This is a genomic window from Niveispirillum sp. BGYR6, assembly GCF_027568365.1.
Taxonomy (GTDB): domain Bacteria; phylum Pseudomonadota; class Alphaproteobacteria; order Azospirillales; family Azospirillaceae; genus Niveispirillum.
This window is the reverse complement of record NZ_JANLNL010000012.1, coordinates 25,043-47,138: the sequence shown is the minus strand read 5'-3', so window position 1 is coordinate 47,138 and position 22,096 is coordinate 25,043. Positions and strand designations below refer to the sequence as shown.

General features: G+C 60.2%; 14 protein-coding genes. 8 read left to right on the top strand and 6 right to left on the bottom strand.

The window, feature by feature from the left end; translation table 11 throughout:
- Nucleotides 1-102: 102 nt before the first annotated feature.
- The 4 genes from PCJ49_RS20620 to PCJ49_RS20605 form a co-directional block, all read right to left on the bottom strand.
- On the bottom strand, nucleotides 103-1,155 hold the full coding sequence (locus PCJ49_RS20620; protein WP_269912596.1) for a sugar phosphate isomerase/epimerase: 1,053 nt from the start codon (nucleotides 1,153-1,155) through the stop codon (nucleotides 103-105).
- Between the two features lie 185 nt (nucleotides 1,156-1,340).
- A complete protein-coding gene (locus tag PCJ49_RS20615; protein WP_269912595.1) occupies nucleotides 1,341-2,492 on the bottom strand; it encodes a Gfo/Idh/MocA family oxidoreductase in 1,152 nt (383 codons plus the stop codon).
- An 11-nt stretch (nucleotides 2,493-2,503) separates the two neighbouring features.
- The gene (locus PCJ49_RS20610) at nucleotides 2,504-3,979 is read right to left on the bottom strand and encodes an MFS transporter (RefSeq protein ID WP_269912594.1); all 1,476 of its coding nucleotides are present in this window, start codon (nucleotides 3,977-3,979) and stop codon (nucleotides 2,504-2,506) included.
- A gap of 94 nt (nucleotides 3,980-4,073) precedes the next feature.
- Complete coding sequence (locus PCJ49_RS20605) at nucleotides 4,074-4,739, bottom strand: TetR/AcrR family transcriptional regulator (protein ID WP_269912711.1); 666 nt, start codon at nucleotides 4,737-4,739, stop codon at nucleotides 4,074-4,076.
- Between the two features lie 225 nt (nucleotides 4,740-4,964).
- Between PCJ49_RS20605 and PCJ49_RS20600 the strand changes: the two genes are divergently transcribed.
- The 6 genes from PCJ49_RS20600 to PCJ49_RS20575 all read left to right on the top strand — a co-directional run bounded on the left by PCJ49_RS20600 (nucleotide 4,965) and on the right by PCJ49_RS20575 (nucleotide 16,280).
- Nucleotides 4,965-7,238: a TonB-dependent receptor gene (locus PCJ49_RS20600; RefSeq protein WP_269912593.1), complete on the top strand. Its 2,274-nt coding sequence runs from the start codon at nucleotides 4,965-4,967 to the stop codon at nucleotides 7,236-7,238.
- Nucleotides 7,239-7,322: 84 nt separating this feature from the next.
- Nucleotides 7,323-8,897 (top strand): carboxylesterase family protein, encoded by a 1,575-nt coding sequence (locus tag PCJ49_RS20595; RefSeq protein ID WP_269912592.1) that lies wholly within the window; start codon nucleotides 7,323-7,325, stop codon nucleotides 8,895-8,897.
- 27 nt (nucleotides 8,898-8,924) lie between these two features.
- Nucleotides 8,925-9,554: a gluconate 2-dehydrogenase subunit 3 family protein gene (locus PCJ49_RS20590; RefSeq protein WP_269912591.1), complete on the top strand. Its 630-nt coding sequence runs from the start codon at nucleotides 8,925-8,927 to the stop codon at nucleotides 9,552-9,554.
- Complete coding sequence (locus PCJ49_RS20585; RefSeq protein ID WP_269912590.1) at nucleotides 9,551-11,236, top strand: GMC family oxidoreductase; 1,686 nt, start codon at nucleotides 9,551-9,553, stop codon at nucleotides 11,234-11,236. The genes PCJ49_RS20590 and PCJ49_RS20585 overlap by 4 nt, the downstream gene beginning before the upstream one ends.
- 313 nt (nucleotides 11,237-11,549) lie before the next feature.
- A complete protein-coding gene (locus tag PCJ49_RS20580; RefSeq protein ID WP_269912589.1) occupies nucleotides 11,550-12,233 on the top strand; it encodes a FadR/GntR family transcriptional regulator in 684 nt (227 codons plus the stop codon).
- Nucleotides 12,234-12,434: 201 nt separating this feature from the next.
- The gene (locus PCJ49_RS20575) at nucleotides 12,435-16,280 is read left to right on the top strand and encodes a M10 family metallopeptidase C-terminal domain-containing protein (RefSeq protein ID WP_269912588.1); all 3,846 of its coding nucleotides are present in this window, start codon (nucleotides 12,435-12,437) and stop codon (nucleotides 16,278-16,280) included.
- 238 nt (nucleotides 16,281-16,518) lie between these two features.
- Here the strand turns inward: PCJ49_RS20575 and PCJ49_RS20570 are convergent, their stop codons facing one another.
- Nucleotides 16,519-17,589, bottom strand: a complete 1,071-nt coding sequence (locus tag PCJ49_RS20570) for a PAS domain-containing protein (RefSeq protein ID WP_269912587.1) — start codon at nucleotides 17,587-17,589, stop codon at nucleotides 16,519-16,521.
- A 299-nt stretch (nucleotides 17,590-17,888) separates the two neighbouring features.
- Between PCJ49_RS20570 and PCJ49_RS20565 the strand changes: the two genes are divergently transcribed.
- A complete protein-coding gene (locus tag PCJ49_RS20565) occupies nucleotides 17,889-20,138 on the top strand; it encodes a Calx-beta domain-containing protein (RefSeq protein WP_269912586.1) in 2,250 nt (749 codons plus the stop codon).
- A gap of 51 nt (nucleotides 20,139-20,189) precedes the next feature.
- Here PCJ49_RS20565 and PCJ49_RS20560 read toward each other — a convergent pair whose 3' ends face one another.
- Nucleotides 20,190-20,531 carry a hypothetical protein gene (locus PCJ49_RS20560; RefSeq protein ID WP_269912585.1) on the bottom strand — a complete coding sequence of 114 codons (342 nt, stop codon included), beginning with the start codon at nucleotides 20,529-20,531 and terminating at the stop codon, nucleotides 20,190-20,192.
- Between PCJ49_RS20560 and PCJ49_RS20555 the strand changes: the two genes are divergently transcribed.
- Nucleotides 20,531-22,030 (top strand): Calx-beta domain-containing protein, encoded by a 1,500-nt coding sequence (locus tag PCJ49_RS20555; RefSeq protein WP_269912584.1) that lies wholly within the window; start codon nucleotides 20,531-20,533, stop codon nucleotides 22,028-22,030. The genes PCJ49_RS20560 and PCJ49_RS20555 overlap by 1 nt on opposite strands.
- Nucleotides 22,031-22,096 lie beyond the last annotated feature (66 nt).

The following is a 22,096-nucleotide window of genomic DNA, read 5'->3' as shown; positions in this document are numbered from 1 at the left end:
GGACGAACTCTCACCGACCTGACAATCGTTGGTCACGCCCATATGGTGTTGTACAAACGGCTGACCCTTGGCCATGTAGCCCAAGGATCAGCTGTATCCCCCTTAAATCCCCAACAGCCGCCGGTTCAGCCCCGCATCCACGCCGGCATCGGCGAAATCGTCGAAGGCGCGGTCGGTGACGCGGATGATATGGTCGCGGATGAAGGGGGCCCCTTCCCGCGCGCCATCTTCGGGGTGCTTCAGGGCGCATTCCCATTCCAGCACGGCCCAGCCGGGATAATCATACTGCGCCAGCTTGGCGAAGATCGCCTTGAAATCGACCTGCCCGTCGCCCAGCGAACGGAAGCGGCCCGGCCGGTCCACCCAGCCCTGATAGCCGCCATAGACACCCGACCGGCCATCGGGCCGGAATTCCGCATCCTTCACATGGAAGGCGCGGATACGGTCATGATAGCGGTCGATGAAGGCCAGATAATCCAGTTGCTGCAACACAAAATGGCTGGGATCGAACAGGATATTGGCGCGGGCATGGCCACCCACCGCCTCCAGGAACCGTTCGAAACTGGCACCATCATGCAGGTCTTCGCCTGGATGCAGTTCGAAACAGAGATCGACACCGGCCTCCTCAAACGCCTCCAGAATCGGGCGCCAGCGCCGGGCCAGCTCGGCAAACGCCTCCTCCACCAGCCCGGCGGGGCGCTGCGGCCAGGGATAGATATAGGGCCAGGCCAAAGCGCCGGAGAAGCTGGCATGGGCCGTCAGCCCCAGATTGGCGCTGGCGCGGGCCGCCAGATGCAGCTGTTCCACCGCCCATTGCTGGCGGGCGGCCGGGTTGCCGCGCACCGAAGGGTCGGCAAACCCGTCAAACAGCGGATCATAGGCCGGGTGAACGGCCACCAGCTGGCCCTGCAGATGGGTGGAAAGCTCCGTCACCGCCAACCCCTTGGCGGCCAGCATCCCCTGTATCTGCTGGGCATAGTCGCGACTTTCAGCGGCCAGCCGCAGGTTGAACAGGCGGGCATCCCAGCTGGGGATCTGCACGCCCTTGTAACCCAGACCGGCCGCCCAATCGGCAATGGCTTCCAGGCTGTTGAAGGGGGCGGCATCGCCGGCAAACTGCGCCAGGAAGATGCCGGGGCCTTTGATGGTGCGCATGGGTGTTCCTCCGGGTGGTTTTGTGTTTTGACGTATAAATTTCGTGCATTGCGTGGGGGAGAGAAGGGGCCACGTGTTTGGCGTCTCTCCCACCGTCACCCCGGCGTAGGCCGGGGTGACGGTGGGAGGATGCGGGAATAGTGAGGATAATCAACGCCGTCGGCAGCGACACGCCTTCCTCCCCCCTACACCACCAGCCGGCTCCACCCCGCCCGCGCCTGGCTGTTGGCCACGGCGGTTTCAATAAACGCCATGCCACGCAGGCCCGCCTCAACCCCTGGCAGGCTGCCATCGGCCGGCATCGCCCCTGCCCGGATGGCAGCGGCGAAATCGCGGTAGAGATTGGCGAAAGCCTCGATATAGCCCTCCGGGTGGCCGGTGGGCAGGCGGGTGGCGGCACGCGCCGCCGGGCCCAGATTGCCGGCACCGGTATGCAGCACCTCCGTCCGGCCATCCAGCCCATGGATGGTCAGCGTGTTGGGCACCTCCTGGGACCAGTCCAGCCCGGCCTCTGTGCCGAACACCCGCAGGCGCAAGCCGTTGCGGTCACCCGCGGCAATCTGGGAGGCGTGCAGCACGCCGGGCACGCCCTGTGCCGTGCCATCATCAAAACGCAGCAGGATGTTGCAATCATCATCCAGCCGCCGCCCCGGCACCATGATGGAGAGATCGGCACAGAGTTCCCGCACCGGGGCCCCGGCAACATATTCGGCCAGATTGAAGGCATGAACGCCGATATCACCGATGCAACCGCCGGCCCCGGAAAGGGCTGGATCAGTGCGCCAGCCGGCCTGTTTGCTGCCCGTTTCCTCCAGCGCGGTGGACAGCCAGCCCTGGCTATATTCCACCACCACCTTGCGCAACCGGCCCAAGCGTCCGGCGGCCACCAGGGCGCGCGCCTCGCGCACCAGCGGATAGCCGGTATAGGTGTGGGTCAGCGCATAAAGCCCCTTCGCATCGGCCACCACCCCGGCCAGCCCCTGCATTTCCGCCAGCGACAGGGCGGCCGGCTTGTCGCACATCACATGCAGGCCGGCGCGCAGGGCGTCCCGGCTGGCCGGCACATGCAGATGGTTGGGGGTGACGATGGCCACCAGATCAATCCCATCCGCCCGCTGGCTTTCCGCCGCGATCATCGCCTGATGGCTGGGATAGGCCCGGGCAGGGTCGATGCCATAGCCGGCCCCGGCTTGGCGCGACCGTTCAGCATCGCTGCTGAAGGCCCCCGCCACCAGCCGGATACGGCCATCCAGTTCCGCCGCCATGCGGTGGACGGGCCCGATGAAACTGCCCGGCCCGCCGCCAATCATGCCCAGGCGCAGAATAGGGTCGCTCATACTGTCCTCCCTTATCCTTGTTGCTTCTTGAAAATCCGCAGATCGCGCGGCAGGCGCGTCACCAGGAACGCCACCATCAACAGCAGCCCCGCCAGCAGCGGCACGGTCAGCAGAAAGGCCGAGCGCGCGGCACCATTCGCCAGATCGCCAGCCAGGATGAAGAACACGCCGCCGATCAGCGCCGCACCGCTGGCAGCACCCAGCTGCTGCACCGCCTTCATGCTGCCAGACGCCGAACCGGCATGGGCGACATCGACATCCGACAGGGTGACCGGCCCCAGCGGCCCGCCCACCATGCCCATGCCGGTCCCGGTCAGCAGCAAGGCCGCCCCCAGCGGCACCAGCCCACCCCCGCCTGCCACCAGCGCAGCCAAGGCGGCCAGCCCGGCCAGCATCAGCACCACACCGATCAGGATCAGCCGCAACCCGATGCGCGGCAGCGCCCGCCTTGCCACAAAGCCGATGGCCACCGACGCCCCCAACGCATAGGGAATATGGACCAGGGCCGTTTCCAACGGCGTGCAGCCCAAGCCATATTGCAAGGTCAGTGTCAGGATGAACAGCAGCCCCGCCGTCGTCGCCTGAAAGCAAAGCGACAGGGACAGGCCCACGCTGAAACCGCGATTGGCGAACAAAACCGGGTCCACCAGCGCCTTCCCATGCGGGGCCTGTCGGCGGATATGGGCGATGAAGGCCCAGGCCAGCAGCGGCGAGGCCGCCAGCAGCGCCAGACACCAGAGCGGCCAGCCCGCCTCCCGCCCCTGCAACAGCGGCAGCAGCAGGGCCAGCAGGGTAGCGGCAATCAGGCCGGTGCCCACCAGATCGACCGCCCCGCCATGGGCCGACCGGCCCGGCGGCAGCAGGCGCCAGGCGGCAATCAGCCCCACCAGACCCAACGGCCCGTTGATCAGGAAAATCGGCCGCCAGCCCAGGCCGAACAGGTTGGCCTCAATCAGGATGCCGCCGATTACCGGCCCCAGCACAGCGGCAATGCCGCCCAGCACGCCGAATACGGCCAGCGCACCGATCCGTTCGGCGGGCGGATACATCACCTGGATCAGTGACATGACCTGCGGCAGCATCAACGCCGCCGTCGCCCCCTGGGCCAGCCGCGCCAGCACCAGCATTTCCGCACTGACCGCCGCCCCGCAGAGCAGCGAGGTGGCGGTGAAGCCCGCCATGCCCAGCATGAACAGCCGGCGATAGCCCTTGGTATCCCCCAGCCGGCCACCGGTGATCAGCAGCACGGCAAAGGCCACGGCATAGCCCGCCACCATCCATTGCATCGCCGCCGTATCGGCCCCCAGATCGCGCTGGATGGAAGGCAAGGCGACATTGACGATGGTGAGGTCAATCAGATCCATCATGAAGGCGCCGGCAACCACCACCAGCGCCTGTTTGCGCCGTTGCGGCGTCATGGCGGCGGCATGGTCGATGGCGTGCAAGCTGGCGGCCCGCCCGCTGGCGGGGGCAGCACCGGATGCCATGGCGGCAGACCTTTCCGTTTGGGGATTCGGTCGCGCATCGACCGAATAAGAATAATAATTCTATTTATAAACGGAAAGGCGCGCCGTCAACGTCTCATCGATGGGCGTTGCGCAGATAGGTGGAACACATCACCCCCACCTCCGTCTTCAGGTTCTTCCAGTCGGCCTTGTTATAATTGCCGCCGGTCATGCCGAATCCCAGATGGCGGGCGAAGGTGGAATAGGCGACGCGCAGGATGGTATCGATGGCCAGTTCGGGCAGATTATGGCCAATCTCCTCCCGCCGGGCCAGCAGGGCCGTCTGCACCTTGTCAGCCAGATCCTGATAGCCGCGTTGCCCCAGCGCGCTGACCACCGGGTCGCTGGCAGCGCGCTGCATCATCGGCCGCATCACCGGGGCATTGCGCTTCAGGAACTCCGCCAGCTCCTCCACAAAGGCGCGGACCAGGCTGTCCAGGTCGCCGGCCTTCGCCGTCATCCGCGCCACCATTTCCGACTGTTCAATGATCATCCGGTCGATAAAGCGGTGCTGCACCACCTGGATCAGATCATCCTTGCTGTCGAATCGGCAATAGATCGATCCGATGGAGACTTTTCCCCGCTTCGCCACGTCGGTCAGGGCGAAATCATCATTGCCGCGTTCCATCAACAGATCGGTGGCGGCGGCCAACATCCGCTCAAAAGACGCCCGGCTGCGCCCCTGTTTGGGCTCCCGCCCGGTGGGGTTCAACAACGGCTCGCTCTCCGGCGCCTCATCCATGCTCGACACTTTCACGCCCTTAAAAAATTAAAACCCTGATTCTATTGACATCATTCTAATCCGTAGGGCCGTGTGGGCCAACACCTATTACCATTGCATTTCCATGCGTCACGGAACGGCTTGACGCCCGAACCATCCGGGGGTTAAATGTTTTCAGAATTAGGGTTCTAGTTTTAGAAAAAGAGCCCAGGCCCTGACCAATCGGGCTCTCAAGGGAGGACATCGATGCGTACCCGTTCCAAGCTCCTGCTGGCCGCAGGAGCGGCCGCCCTTTTTGCGACCGCTGCCCAGGCGGCTGACAGCGATTTTGCGCTGGAAGAAATTGTGGTGACCGCGACCAAGCGCGCCACCAACCTGCAGGATACGCCTATTGCCCTGCGCGCCTTCAGCGCTGACGATCTGCTGAAATCCGGCGTGACCGATGTGAACGGGCTGACCCGGCTGGCACCCGACCTGAATGTCACCAACGACACGATCTTCACCAAGATCAGCGTGCGCGGCGTTTCCAGCCAGGACGTGTCGGAGGCATCCGACCCGGCCCTGACCATCGGTATCGATGGCGAGTATATCAACCGCCCGGTGGCCTTGAATGCCAGCTTCTTCGATCTGGAACGGATCGAGGTGCTGCGCGGCCCGCAGGGCACGCTTTATGGCCGCAACGCCACCGCCGGCGCCATCAACATCATCGCCGCCAAGCCGGTGTTGGGCAAGACCACCGGCTTCGCCACCCTGGGCTATGGCAATTTCGACGCCAAAAAGGCCGAGGGTGCGGTCAATGTACCGCTGGGCGACACGGTGGCCGTGCGTCTGGCAGGGATGCACACCTCCCATGATGGCTATCGCAAGCATGGTGCCGTCGGCCGCGGCGAGGATCAGAATGTCGATGCCGCCCGCCTGTCGCTGGCTTGGGAACCGACGGAGAATATCCGCACCTATATCGCGGGTGAATATGTCAATGTTGACCAGTTGCCGCCGTCGCAGTATGGCGTCCTGGTCGCCCAGAATGGCGTGCTGACCAACCCAGCCTATGCGGCGGGCATTGTGGATGCCATCCCCTCCACGCCCACGCTGGAAAATAACGGCATCCCGTCCAAGCTGACCTTCAGCGGTATCAATACGCACAGTTTCCCGCTGGGCGATCTGGGTAATTTCAACAGCGAGCAGTTCGCCCTGCGCGGCCGGATCGAGGTTGATTTCGATCTGGGCACCCTGGCCTATCTGGGTGGCTACCGCGACAATAAGACGGACAGCGTGCTGCCCTTGAACGGCTATCTGCCGGCCACCTTCACCTATCGCAACAACAAGCTGAATTCTGAGACGCAGAGCCATGAAATCCGCCTGTCCAAGACGCTGGACAGCGGGCTGTTCTATCAGCTGGGCGGCTTCTATTTCCGGGAAAAGGTGGATCTGTCGCGCGGGCTTTATCTGGAACTGCCCAAGGCCTATCTGAATTATTTCTACCGCCCGGACGTGCTCTCCACCTCCAAGGCCGCCTTTGGTCAGGTGACCGTGCCGCTGATGGGGCCGGAACTGACGGTGACCGGCGGCCTGCGCTATACGGATGATGCCAAGAGCGGCACCTTCTATAATTACGGTCCGCGCTTCGGCCGTGGCGAAGGTCCGACGCCGCCGGCCTTTGGCTCCCCCGGCGCCAGCATCCTGAAGCCGCGCTCCTCCTCCGATCAGGTCACCGGCAATATCGGTATCGACTGGAAGCCGGCGCGTGACAGCTTGGTCTACGCCAAGGCCAGCACCGGCTATAAGAGCGGCGGGTTTGACAGTGTCGGCTCCTATGATCCGGAAAAGCTGACCGCCTATGAAATCGGCACCAAGAACCGTTTCAATAACGGTCGCGTGCAGTTCAACGCGTCAGCCTTCTATTATGATTACAAGGATCAGCAGATCCAGGTGTTCGTCGATAATAATGTCGGCGCACGCACCCTGAATGCCGGTAAATCCCGCGTCTGGGGTATTGAAACCGACACCCGCCTGTTGTTGAGCCCGGTGGATGAGCTGTCCTTCACCATCAATTATCTGGACGCCAAGGTGCAGGATTTCGCCTCATCGCTGATGGGCGTCAATGGCAATGCCATCAATGACAGCGACCCGGTAACACCCGGCATCCAGCCCTTCAACCTGGCCGGCAACCGCCCGCCGCAGGCCCCGAAATGGACGCTCTCAGCCGGTTACAGCCACACGTTCGAAATTGGCAATGGCGCCAATATCGTGGCCGGTGCCTTTAGCCGTTACAAATCGACCCATTACCTGTCGGTGGTGAATTGGGCCGGGATGCGGCAGAAGGGTTTCATCATGACCGATCTGTCGCTGGAATATAATTCAGCGGAGGGCGACTATTCCATCCAGGCCTATGTGCGCAACCTTGAAGACAAGCAGCCGTTGGCCTTTGCCAACTTCAACGCCGCCGGTGGTTCGCTGATCTATAACACCATCTATGCCCCGCCGCGCACCTTCGGTATCCAGGGCACTTACCGCTTCTGATAAGCAGACTTTGTGACGGCCGGCGGCCATTGGCGGGCTGCCGGCACTCATCAAGGACCGGATTTCAGAACAGGGGAGGCCGGGATGCGCCGATATTTGCGCTGTTTGACCAGCGCTGCCTGCCTGCTGTCGCTGCTGGCGGCTGGGGCAGCCGTACAGGCGGCGGCACCGCAGGTGACTACCAGCGCCGGCCCGGTGGCCGGTAAATCCGCCGATGGCGTGGATGCTTTTCTGGGCATCCCCTATGCGGCGGACACGGGCGGGGCCAACCGCTGGCGCGCACCGCAGCCGGCCCCGGCCTGGACATCGGTGCGCGATGCCACGGCATTCGGGCCGGATTGCCTGCAGGAGCCGCCGCACAGCCCGCCCGGCGGCTCCCCCTGGACGGCGGAATATTTCTCCACCAACCCAACCAGCGAAGATTGCCTGACCGTCAATCTTTGGCGGCCGGCGGGGGAGGCAACGGCTTCCGGCAAATTGCCCGTCATGGTCTGGATTCATGGCGGGGCCTTTGTCGGCGGTGCCGGTTCCGTGCCGCTCTATGAAGGCACGGCCCTGGCGCGGCAGGGCATCATCGTGGTTTCCCTGAATTACCGATTGGGCGTCTTCGGTTTCCTGGCCCATCCCGCCCTGACGCGGGAAGCCGGTTCATCGGGCAATTACGGGCTGATGGACCAGATCGCCGCCCTGCGCTGGGTGAAGGAGAATATCGCCCGCTTCGGCGGCGATCCGACGCGGGTGACCGTGGCCGGCCAGTCGGCGGGGGCGGCCTCTGTCCATGCGTTGCTGGCTTCCCCTGCGGCCGCCGGCCTGTTCGGGCAGGCCATCGCGCAGAGCGGTTCCGGCATGGGGATTCCCACGCTGCCCCGCACGGCGGCCGAAACCATGGGTGAAAAGCTGCTGGCGGCTACCGGCGTGACCGACATTAACGCCCTGCGCGCTTTGCCGGCTGAGGCGGTCAGCAAGGCCGCCAAGGCGCCGACGCTGGGGCCGCCGGGCCTGCGCTTCTTCCCGATCACGGAACCTGCCATTCTGCCAGACCCGGCAAAGCAGCGGTCGGATATACCGGTATTGACCGGCCTGACCGCCGATGAAAGCAGCACCGGGCCCGACTGGTCCCTGACCAGCGTGGCACAATTGGGGGAACTGCTGACCCGCCGCTTTGGCGACAAGGCCGACCGTTTCCGCCCCTTCTACACCGCCGCGTCCGACGCGGCGGCCCCAGCGGCGGCACAGCGTCTGCTGCGCGAACAGGCAACCGCTGCCATGCTGGCCTGGGCAGAGGCCCGGCCGGCAGGTGCCGCGCCCGTTTATGCCTATCTGTTCCGCCACGCCCAGCCGGGCACCCCGGCCGAACGGTTCGGCAGCTTCCACAGCGCCGAACTGCCCTATATGTTCGGCACCCTGGATAAGTCTGGCCGTCCCATGCCAGAAGCCGACCGCGCGATTGCCGCCAGCATGATGGGCTATTGGGTGAATTTCGTGCGCGATGGTGACCCAAACGGCAAAGGCTCCCCCGCCCCGCTCTGGCCCCGGCTGTCCAGCGGCAAGATCATGGCCCTGGGCGATCAGCCGGGTCCAGTTGACCCGCTGGAACCGGCCCGCCGGGATGCTTATCGTGATTTTGTCGCCGGCGGCGGCAAGCTGGGCCTGTTCTGACCCTGAAGGATGATAAGGATGCAGCCGATGCCAACCCTCGCTCACCCGCCCGGCACCAGTCGCCGCCATCTGCTGCGCGCCGGTCTGGCGTTGGCTGGGGCGGCGCTGACACCGGCCCAGGTCTGGGCGCAATTGGCCCAGGCCGGCGGCGCGCCGCCCCCCCTGCCCGCCCGGATGCGGCAATTGCTGGAACGGGTCTGTGACCTGACCATTCCCGACACGGCCACGCCGGGGGCGGTGAAGGCCGGGGTGCCGGATTTCATCGCCCTGGCGCTGCAGCATGGGCTGGCCCGCACCGGCCGCCCGCCCCCGGCCGACCAGTTCAGCGGCGGTGCCGCCCCCGCCGGGGCCGGCTGGCTGGACTGGCTGGGGTTTGAGCTGGACCTGAAGGCCGGCGGCAATTTCCTGGCCGCCAAACCGACGGCCCAGACCAAGGCGCTGAGCGATCTGGATGCGGCCGCCTATGCCAAGGGGGGAGAGAAGTCACCCTGGCGCACGTGGAAGGGCCTGATCGTCACCGGCTATTACACCTCGGAAATCGGGGGCAGCCAGGAACTGTTCTTTGAGCTGGTACCGGGCCGTTTCGACCCGGATATACCCGTCGGCCCGAATGATCGGGCTTGGTCGAACGATTGGACAGCGGTGGATTTCGGATGAATACAGATTTCGACGCGATCGTCGTCGGCTCCGGCATCACCGGCGGCTGGGCGGCAAAGGAACTGACCGAAAAGGGCCTGAAGGTTCTGATGGTCGAACGCGGTCGCCATATCGAACATGGCACGGATTACGTCACCGAAATGAAGGCGCCGTGGGAAATGCCCTTCCGCGGTGAAGGCGATCCGCAGCTTTTTGAAAAGGACTTCGCGGTTCAATCCAAAAACCGGCATTTCACCGAATATACCCAGAACCATTTCGTCAATGACCGTGAAAACCCCTATAGCGTGGCGGATGGCACCCAGTTCAACTGGTGGCGCAGCTATCAGTTGGGCGGCCGGTCGCTGACCTGGGGCCGCCAATCCTATCGGATGAGTGACCATGATTTCGGGGCGAACAAGAAGGATGGCCATGGGGTGGACTGGCCCATCCGCTATGCCGACCTGAAGCCCTGGTACGATCATGTGGAAAAATTCATCGGCGTCTCAGGGCAGAATGAGGGTCTGTCCTCCCTGCCCGATGGCATTTATCAGCCGCCCATGGCCTTGAATGTGCTGGAAAAGCACGCCAAAGGGGTGATTGAGGCGCAATGGCCCGACCGGCGGCTGACCATTGGCCGCACCGCCAACCTGACCCAGGAAAAGGAAGGGCGCGGCGTTTGCCAGAACCGGATGCTCTGCCCGCGCGGCTGTTCCTATGGCGCCTATTTCAGCACGCAAAGCTCCACCCTGCCCGCCGCTCAGGCCACCGGGAACCTGACCCTGATCACCGATACGGTGGTGGAGACGGTGGATTACGACGCCAAGGCCAAGCGGGCGCGCGGCGTGTCGGTGTTGAATGTGAAAACCGGTGAACGCCGCCGCTATACCGCCCGCATCATTTTCATGAATGCCGGTGCCTTCAACACCAACCATGTGCTGCTGCGCTCCCGCTCCGACGCGTTTCCCAACGGGCTGGGCAACAGCAGCGGCCGGCTGGGCACCCACATCATGGACCATGCCAGCACGGTGGGCGCCATCGCCCTGTTTGATACGTTCCAGGACCGCACCAGCTATGGCAACCGGCCGACGGGTGTGATCATCCCGCGCTTCCGCAATCTGGCCGACCAGCCGGAAACAGATTTCGTGCGCGGTTACAGTTTCCAGGGCGGGGCGCTGCGCAGCACCTGGACGCGCGGCAAGCGCGAGGCCGGCATCGGCGAAGCCTTCAAAAATAATCTGCGCCATGTCGGCCCCTGGCGCATGGTGCTGGTCAGCTTCGCCGAAAGCCTGCCGCGCGAAAGCAACCGTCTGCGCCTGGACCCGGTGAAGGTCGATCAATTCGGCGCCCCGCTGCTGCAGATCGACTTCACCCATGGGGAGAATGAGCGCAAGGCCCTGACCGATGCCAGCAAGGAGGCCAGCGCCATGCTGACCGCCGCCGGCGGCAAGGTGATCTTATCCTTGAACCAGCCGGGTATCGGCGGCAGCGCCATCCATGAAATGGGCGGGGCCATGATGGGCCATGACCCACGCATATCGGTCACCAACCGCTGGAACCAGCTGCATGATGTGCCCAATGTGTTCGTCACCGATGGGGCGGCCATGGCCTCATCCGCCTGTCAGAACCCGTCCCTGACCTATATGGCGCTGACGGCGCGGGCCTGCGATAATGCAGTGACGATGTTGAAACAGGGCCGGATCTGACGCTCCCCGGCACCGCCGGCAAAAGTATGATTATTTATACCAGCGGGGTGCAGCGGACACGGGGCTGGCCTGTCGATGACAGACAGAGCCAGCCATTTCCGCCCCCGCCGGGGGCAAGCCCAGCCCGCCTATTTCTCTGACAAATCGTGCAATTTTGCCGACTAGGCTGAGGATGACTATCCCAAAAGCTGGAAAACCGGGCTATAATGGCCAGCCCGGCACCTTTGCCGGGCCAAGGAAAACCCGCAGGGTAAAGATGCGTCAGCGCAAGGAACAGACCGGTCCCCGGACCACCGGCTTGAATACCACATCCATGAAGCGGATCCATGGTTCCATCGCCCATGATCTGGGCGTGGATATTGTCACCGGCATTTACAAGCCGGGCGACACGCTGCCGGGGGAGATTGAGTTTTCCGAACAGCTGGACGTCTCCCGCACCGCCTATCGGGAGGCGGTGCGCATCCTGTCCGCCAAGGGGCTGGTGGAAAGCCGGCCGCGCACCGGCACGCGGGTAACGGAAAAGGAACGCTGGAACCTGCTGGACCCCGATGTGCTGGCCTGGATGTTCGAAGGGGAGCCGAGTGTGGAATTCATCCGCGACCTGTTCGAACTGCGCATGATCATCGAACCCTCGGCCGCCGAGCTGGCGGCTGTACGCCGCAGCGGCGCCGATCTGGCCCGCATGGGCCACGCACTGGAAGAAATGGCCCGCCACGGGCTGGCCACGGAAGCCGGGCGGGAGGCGGACCAGCTGTTCCATCACGCCATCCTGGAAGCCTCCCGCAACGCACCGCTGATGACCCTGTCCAGCACCATCTCCGCCGCCGTCAGCTGGACCACCATTTTCAAACAGCGCAAGCGTAAATTGCCGCGCGACCCGGTGGCCGATCACCGCGTGCTCTATGAAGCCATCGGCAACAGCGACCCGGTGGCCGCCCGCGCCGCCATGGTGGATCTGGTGCGGCTGGCACAGGAAGATACGGAACTGGCACTGTAATACAGGCTTCCAGCGATGGAGATCCGGAGCCCCTGACGGTCACCGGGGCAGGGAATAAGTAGGGAAACCTATCCTGAAGGATAGGCACGCGCCCCATTCCTTTTGCGTGTAATAATTGTCTCTTATGCTTCAGCCAGTGGTGATTTTAAGCCGTGGTTACCGATAAGAATACTCTCGGCAGGCTGGAGGAAGACGATGTGTATGGCGTGCGGCAACAGGCAAGCAATGTTCCTATTGCCTTTCCTGCGCACTACGCGTTCAACGGGGACTGAGGCTGCAGAAGGCAATGCACAGCTGCTTGTCGTGGCCGAGCCAAAGCCAACACCACGCGCCATTTTGGCGGAAAACCCCGGTGAAAATACCAGTGATATTATCGCCGCCGCCCCGGAAACCCTAACGGGCGGTGCCGGCGATGACCGGCTGATCGGCGGCCCGGACGCGGATATGCTGACAGGTTACGCGGGAAACGACACGCTGATCGGCAATTCAGGGAATGACACGCTGAACGGTGGTATCGGCAATGACAGCCTGGATGGTGGTGATGGGAACGATGTGTTCTACGGCTATTCGGCCGGCAACGACACTTTGAAAGGCGGAAATGGAAAAGACACGCTTTACGGCGGTGATGGTGAAGATCTGTTGGATGGCGGCGCCGATGATGATTATCTCAGCACCAACGGCTATTTTGGCAATACAACATTAATCGGCGATACAGGGAATGACACGCTGGTCGGCGGCGGCGGTGCGGATATTTTGATCGGTGGCGATGGCGACGATGCAGCCGGTGGCTACGACGGATCCGACACCCTCATCGGCGGCCTGGGAAATGATGATCTCAACGGGGGGACAGGCAACAATCTTCTAGACGGTGGCGCCGGGAATGACACCCTAACCGGGGGCGGAGGGAATGACAACCTGTATGGGGGTGAGGGGAATGACAGTCTTTACGGAGCTGGTGGAGTCGATTACTTGGATGGTGGGAGTGGAGATGATTATATTCTAGGCGACTACTACAGTTCCACGCGCGCCGGGAAGCTGACATTGGTTGGGGGACATGGTAATGACACGCTCTATGGCGCCAATGACGCCGATATACTGGATGGGGGAGAAGGGAACGATTTTCTCTATTCTTACGGGGGCAACGATATTTTAAAGGGCGGTATTGGAAAAGATATGCTTTACGGCGGTGATGGAGACGATCTTCTGGATGGTGGAGCCGACGATGATTATATCAGCATAACTGGTTACTTTGGCAATTCGACATTAATCGGTGGCACTGGTAATGACACCCTGACTGGGGGCGGCGGTACAGATATTTTGATCGGCAGCGATGGCAGCGATGTCGCCAATGGCTACGACGGATCCGACACCTTGATCGGCGGCCTGGGAAATGATGATCTCAACGGGGGGACAGGCGATGATCTTCTTGAAGGCGATGCCGGTAATGACTTCCTGACCGGGGGCGGCGGCAATGACAGTCTGTATGGCGGCGAAGGAAATGACAGTATTTATGGCAGTGGCGGGAATGACAGCCTGTATGGCGGCGGAGGAAATGACAGCATTTATGGCAGTGGCGGGAATGATTATTTGAATGGTGGTAGCGGTGATGACTATATTTTAGGCGATTATTACAACTCCACAACCGGCGGGAGGTCGACATTGGTGGGCGGGGGCGGTAACGACTCGCTTTATGGCGCCAATGACGCCGATATGCTGGATGGGGGAGAGGGTAACGATTTTATCTTTGCTGACGGGGGTAATGACACCTTGACGGGTGGGAGCGGGATTGACACCCTCTACGGGGGTGACGGTGATGATACCTACTATATTGATGATATACGGGATTTAATCTCAGATACCAGCGGCACTAACGATACCGCCATTGTTTCGGTGCGGGGTTACGTTCCCGATGCAGGAATTGAAAGAGTAATATATATTGAGGAAGGGACACCTTCTCCATACTTCATCCAATCTTTGGTTGCAAACAAATCGCATTCAACAAGAGATAATACGGATAAGGCTATTGTTACATTTGGATGGAGAACAGATTTATCCGTCACGATATTTTATAATGGAAAAAATCCACGCATTTTCAACGAATCAGAAAAATCGCTCGCCAGACAGGCATTTGCCAAATGGGGAGAGGTTGCCAATGTCCGCTTCACCGAAGCGGACGCGAAAGCAGATATCGTGTTTGCTGCCGCAGAATTGGATGTTGGGGGGTATGGTACGCTGGGGCTGGCAAAAGGTGAAATCTGGATGCATTCCAGCGGCGTGAGCCTGAGTACCCACATCCACGAAATTGGCCACGTACTTGGATTCAAACACCCCGGGAATTATGGCACCGCTGGATCGGAGCCGCCATTTCTACCCATACAAGAGGACAATGACAGCAACACGCAGATGTCCTATTATGGCTATTCCAATACGGGCCTCGGCGTCTATGACATCGCCGCCATCCAGTACATCTACGGCCCCAACAAGGATATCCGCAACGGCGCCGATACCTATATACTTTCGCCGACGAAGAAGGGCGATTACATCTGGGATGGCGGCGGCAATGACACGGTGTCGGCCAGCGGTTCCGCCCAGGCGGTAACCATTGATCTGCGTGATGGCGGCTGGGGTTGGTTCGGGGCGAAGAACGATCTGTTCCTGACCGAAGGTCAGTTCTTCATCGGTTATGGCACCGTCATTGAAAATGCCATTGGTGGCAATAGCAATGACCTGTTGACCGGCAATCTGGCCGATAACAGCCTGACTGGCGGGGCCGGCAATGACACGCTGGTGGGCGGTGCCGGGACCGATACGGCCATTTTCGCCGGCACCTATGCCAGCTACGCCATCGCTTTGCAGGGGGAGGAGGTTCGTGTCACCAACAGTAAAGGGGAAGTGGACAGACTGACCGGTATCGAATGGCTGAAATTCGATGATCGCACCGTCGCTGCCCCGGCCCCGGTTTATCCAACGTTGACGGTTGCCGCCCAACCGGCGGTGGAAGGGGCGGCAGCAAAGATAGCAAAACTGATTTATACAATCACCTTGTCAGAGGCCGCCAGCACGGCGGTCAGTTTCAGCATTCGGATCAATGGCGGAACGGCCACCGACGGAATCGATTACAAGAAATATTTCGATAATGTTGGTGGCCGGGGTTACACGATATCCAATCAGCTGGTCACCATCGAAGCGGGTGCCAAGGTCGCCATGGTGACCGTGGAGGTTCAGAATGATCGCTTCATGGAAGGCAATGAAACCGTCCAGCTGCTGATCAGTGACATCAAGGGCGCCCAGTTGGCCGGCGGCGCCAGCAGCCTGATCGTCACCGGCATCATTCAGGATGATGATACAACAAACCCCGCCTTCTCTCTGGAGGCGTACCGCAGCCAAAACCCTGATCTGGTTGCGGTTTTTGGTGATGATGCCGTTTCCACCATCAAGCATTACGTAAAATATGGCCGCGCGGAGGGCCGGGCGGCCAATGGCTTTGACCTGGATGCCTATGCCGCCCTGAACCCGGATCTGCTCAACAATTTCGGTTTCAATGAATCCGCGCTCAGCAATCATTACCAACGCTTTGGCCGGGCGGAACAGCGGGCGACCTTTGGCTTTGATGCCGAAGCCTATGCGGCGCTGAACCCGGACCTTTTCAAGGTCTTCGGCCTGGATAAGACCGCGCTGATCCGCCATTACACCACCTCCGGACAGGCGGAAGGCCGCCTGGCTCTGGGCTTTGATGCCGAAGCCTATGCCGCCTTGAACCCGGACCTGTTCAACGCCTTCGGCCTGAACCATGCCGCCCTGGCCAGCCATTATGCCAATTACGGAAGGGCGGAGGGCCGGCAGGCGACCGGGTTCAGTGTGGACGCTTACGCCGCCCTGAACCCCGATCTGCTGGATGTTTTCGGCTATAACCCGCTGGCCCTGATCAGCCATTACCAATATGCCGGCCGGGCAGAGGGACGGCTGGCCTTCACCGCGACACCCATCAGCGGCATGATCGCCGAAAGCAGCCTGAGCCTGCTGGGCATGGTGGACGACATGGGGTGATCACCTGACACAGACGGCGCAGGCGCCTACAAACCCAGGCAGACTATCCAGTTGCGATGCGTTCCACTCGTCGCAACTGGGTACGGCAGAGGCTGCCGCCCCACCGTCCGTGCAGCATATCGGAGCCCTACATATGGGGTCCCTGGCCATTAAATTAACCAAACAGAAAAAACCACCCTCAATTCAATAAACTTCACGCATAAATTAAGTGGATATATATGCCAAAAAGCAAAAAATATTAAAATTTAGCCAGCAGTTTAATGAGCGAACTCTGCCTATTTACATCCGCTTTATGGAGCAACGATTTTAGCTGTGTGCGGACTGTTTCTTTTGACACACCACGTTGCGCTGCAATCTCGTCAAGAGTAAACCCGACATAGAGGCGTTCAGCTAGATCTGCCTCCATCCCGGAAAGACGATAGGCATTTTGCACCATGTGTTGCCAGCCTGGTGGCGGTGCGTGATCCGGGTCATCAATTCGCAATAACACGCCGGATGAACCCTCAAACCCTGCCGGCATTAACACCAGTCTGTAGGAGCGACAACCTGATGGCCGTGGGCAAAACAGAGCGGTGCGCGTCAGGCCCGTCCGATCAATAATGGCAGTTACGGCTGCGAGAAGCTCCGCCCTTATGCCAACTGGTGGCACAAGGCGCTGCTCCCGCAGCATCAGGCCATCGCGCGCCTGAAGCAGACGTTCGGCTGCCGCGGATATCGCAACCACACGCAGATTGCGGTCAATGCGCACGATTGCATCATTGCTGCTATCAACCATGTCTTGAAGACGCATGGCTTTATTCTGTACCGAGGCCAAGCTTTTTCTAAGTAAAACAACACGGTGAATATGGCCATAAACCTCATCAAGCCTCTGTTCTTCTGGAGCAGTGAAAGCCGTATCCCCGGCCGCGCGATGAACCGCGACAATCAAGCCCTCCCGACCGAGGACCGGCATCACGCCAAGGCATCGGGCCGTATCATCGCCATGCATCCGGATCAGATCATTATAGAGCGGTGTCCGTCGGAACTGCTCGGGTATGATTATAGTATCCAGCGCAGCAGCGCGACCGAAACGGCCAAGCTTAACCCCCAATCCCGTCCAAGGATCACTATTCATGAAGTACTGTTGGTAATCCTTCATGAAATTTTGATCCCAGTAGTTCGTTTGTACGAACGCCGGCATCCCCTCCTTCGTGAGACTGACAACGAGGGCTGAACGGGTACCGCAGGCGGCAGCAACCTGACCTGCCAGCCCATCAAATGCGCCGTCATCCTCTATCGCGGCATAAATGCCGTCCAGATCAAGCCGCATGTCGTTCCCTGCTAGCCGGGATCATTCTCTTACGATTTTAAATTCCTGCCGCAATGATGACAAGGCGTCATCTTTCTGCCGCCAGCATTCACCCAAACGGGGGAAGCGAGACTTCATCGCCAGGATTTAAAATGATCCTGTCCGTTGGGGAAGGTTAAGACGCCAATCCATAAGGTGTTCTGCCCCAATTCAGAAGCACCCTATCACACGCTTCGCTGCCTCACCCAACGGATAACGAGCACCTTGAATGCCCACGATGGATTGAACCAAGCAGCAAAGCGGAAACGGCGGAGAGAACAATGCTGAAAGTAACGATCTTAACCGACAGCGACATGGTTCATGATCTCGTTGACTATGCCAATAACAACAGGCTGTTGGCAGCTGGCTCCCCTGGTGACGATAGACTTGATGGCGGTACCAGCAATGAAAGCCTGAATGGTGGGGATGGGAATGATACGATAAACGGTGGGGCCGGAGACGACACATTGATAGGCGAACTGGGAGATGATTCCCTGTTCGGCGATGCCGGTGATGATCGACTTGATGGTGGCCCAGGCAATGACACGATCTATGGCAACTCAGGAAATGACAGCCTATTTGGCGGCGATGGTCAGGATTGGCTCTATGGCGATGGGGGCAACGATTATTTGGATGGGGGCGCCAAAAATGACTATCTGTCGACAATTGATTATTCCGGCAAAACGACCCTGATCGGCGCTGGCGGCAATGACACTCTTCTGGCTGGCAACGGGGCTGACAGCCTTGATGGGGGCGACGGAAATGACGAGCTAAAGGGAGGTGGCGGCAATGACACACTGGTGGGGGGCCTTGCAAATGACACCTTGAATGGGGAAGCGGGCGATGATCAGCTTGAGGGCGGTGAAGGCAATGACAGCCTAAGGGATTCTGAAGGAAGAAATTATCTTGATGGTGGCGTTGGTGATGATTATCTGTATTCTGATGGCTCAGGTGCCAACACACTGAGTGGCGGGGCTGGGAATGATACGCTTCAGGGCGGTGGCATCAGTACGCTGGAAAATGTGGCTAGTTTATTAGGCGGTGATGGTCAGGATACACTCTACGGCTCCGGTGAAAATATTTATCTGGATGGTGGCACCGGTGATGATTACGTATCGTCGTCTGCCTATGGCAAGAATACGTTGGTGGGTGGCACCGGCAATGACACCCTTCAAGGGGGTGCCGGAACTGACAGCCTTTCCGGCGGCACGGGAGATGATTCCCTGAATGGTGGTAACGGTAATGATTATCTGGATGGTGGAGATGGCAATGATACTTTGGATGGTGGATCATCTGGTAACGACACACTGATTGGGGGTGCTGGAACGGATACGGCCGTTTTATCCGAAAATTATGCCCGCTACAGCATTGCCACCGAAGGCACAGAAGTTCGCATTACCTTCCCGAATGGTGAAGTCAATACATTGATCGGGATCGAACGGCTTAAATTTGCTGATCGTACAATTGATGCTCCCAAAACTGTTGACCCGACCCTGACAGCCAGCGCCCGCCCGGTGCTGGAACTGGATAATGGCGGTATCAGCAAGCTGGTTTTCACCTTCACCCTGTCTGGCCCGGCGGCCACGGCGGTCAGTTTCACCGTGCGCAGCAGTGGCGGCACCGCCACAGCGGGGCGCGACTATACGGCGCTGGAACAGACGGTGACCATTGCGGCGGGTGCAAAAACCGCCGCCGTGACGCTGGATGTCCTGGGTGACCGCACGCTGGAAAACAACGAGACAGTCCAGCTGCTGATCAGTGACATCAAGGGTGCCCAGTTGGCCGGCGGCACCAGCAGCCTGATCGCCACCGGCATCATTCAGGATGATGACAGCAGCGAGCCCGCCTTCTCCCTGGCGGCGTACCGCAGCCAAAACCCTGATCTGGTTGCGGTTTTTGGTGATGATGCCGTTTCCACCATCAAGCATTACGTAAAATATGGCCGCGCGGAGGGCCGGGCGGCCAATGGCTTTGACCTGGATGCCTATGCCGCCCTGAACCCGGATCTGCTCAACAATTTCGGTTTCAATGAATCCGCGCTCAGCAATCATTACCAACGCTTTGGCCGGGCGGAACAGCGGGCGACCTTTGGCTTTGATGCCGAAGCCTATGCGGCGCTGAACCCGGACCTTTTCAAGGTCTTCGGCCTGGATAAGACCGCGCTGATCCGCCATTACACCACCTCCGGACAGGCGGAAGGCCGCCTGGCTCTGGGCTTTGATGCCGAAGCCTATGCGGCCTTGAACCCGGACCTGTTCAACGCCTTCGGCCTGAACCATGCCGCCCTGGTCAGCCATTATGCCAATTACGGAAGGGCGGAGGGCCGGCAGGCGACGGGGTTCAGTGTGGACGCTTACGCCGCCCTGAACCCCGATCTGCTGGATGTTTTCGGCTATAACCCACTGGCCCTGATCAGCCATTACCAATATGCCGGCCGGGCAGAGGGACGGCTGGCCTTCACCGCGACACCCATCGGCATGATCGCCGAAAGCAGCCTGAGCCTGCTGGGCATGGTGGATGATCTGGGGTGATCAAGGTCAAGCCAAACTCGGCGATGTTAAGGGATTCGAATCCCCGTCCACCTAGTACCCAGTTGCCTTGATCAGAACCGATAATTTCTGAACAAAATCCGCAAGCGCCGGCGCCAACTCCGTTGGCTTGGCTTCATGTGTTACGAGCCACGCGGTGGCCATCGCCGTCCCACCAAGATGAGATGAGTCGAAATCATCGCAGATTGGCATAACTAGTGCTTCCAGAAAAATGGAGAAAAATGATGAACATTGCAGGCGGCAATTTGTTTGATATTCTACTATCCTCATTCCAGGGCGGAACTGGATCGTCAGCAGAACAAACAGCACAGCTGGAAAATCCGATACCATATGTTTTTGATAGAAAAAATAACGATCAAAGAACCATTTTTTCAATGGTGAAATATGGAAGTGACGAACCAGACGGAATATCGGGCAGTTCCGATGATGACCAGATTTATGGCCTGAGTGGCCCTGACTTTATAAATGGCGCTGACGGAAACGATTATTTGAATGGTGGCGTCGGTGATGATTATATGTATGGTGGCAGTGGAAATGATACCCTTGACGGGAGCGATCAAGACGATACTTTATATGGTGATGATGGTCAGGATTCAATTATAGGGGGTAGTGGCAACGATACCCTTAATGGTGGTTCAGGCAACGACACGCTTATTGGCGGAGACGGTACAGATAGAGCCATTTTCAGTGGCAATTATACGAGTTACCGCATCGCCACTGAAGGCACGGAAATCCGCGTCAGCAGCATCAGTGGGGAGACGGATACGCTCACTGGCATTGAGTGGCTAAAATTCAACGACCGCACCATTGCCGCCCCCACCCTGGTGGATCAAACCCTGACAGCCAGCACCCGCCCGGTGCTGGAACTGGATAATGGCGGTATCAGCAAGCTGATCTTCACCTTCACCCTGTCTGGCCCGGCGGCCACGGCGGTCAGTTTCACCGTGCGCAGCAGTGGCGGCACCGCCACAGCGGGGCGCGACTATACGGCGCTGGAACAGACGGTGACCATTGCGGCGGGTGCAAAAACCGCCGCCGTGGCGCTGGATGTCCTGGGTGACCGCACGCTGGAAAACAACGAGACAGTGCAGCTGCTGATCAGTGACATCAAGGGTGCCCAGTTGGCCGGCGGCACCAGCAGCCTGATCGCCACCGGCATCATTGTGGATGATGACAGCAGCGAGCCCGCCTTCTCCCTGGCGGCGTACCGCAGCCAAAACCCTGATCTGGTTGCGGTTTTTGGTGATGATGCCGTTTCCACCATCAAGCATTACGTAAAATATGGCCGCGCGGAGGGCCGGGCGGCCAATGGCTTTGACCTGGATGCCTATGCCGCCCTGAACCCGGATCTGCTCAACAATTTCGGTTTCAATGAATCCGCGCTCAGCAATCATTACCAACGCTTTGGCCGGGCGGAACAGCGGGCGACCTTTGGCTTTGATGCCGAAGCCTATGCGGCGCTGAACCCGGACCTTTTCAAGGTCTTCGGCCTGGATAAGACCGCGCTGATCCGCCATTACACCACCTCCGGACAGGCGGAAGGCCGCCTGGCTCTGGGCTTTGATGCCGAAGCCTATGCGGCCTTGAACCCGGACCTGTTCAACGCCTTCGGCCTGAACCATGCCGCCCTGGTCAGCCATTATGCCAATTACGGAAGGGCGGAGGGCCGGCAGGCGACCGGGTTCAGTGTGGACGCTTACGCCGCCCTGAACCCCGATCTGCTGGATGTTTTCGGCTATAACCCGCTGGCCCTGATCAGCCATTACCAGTATGCCGGCCGGGCAGAGGGACGGCTGGCCTTCACCGCGACACCCATCGGCATGATCGCCGAAAGCAGCCTGAGCCTGCTGGGCATGGTGGATGATCTGGGGTGAGGGTAAAAGCCCACCTGAACTGTGCCGCCCCTCGGCATCCCAGGGTAGCCAGGGCCTCTTGATCGA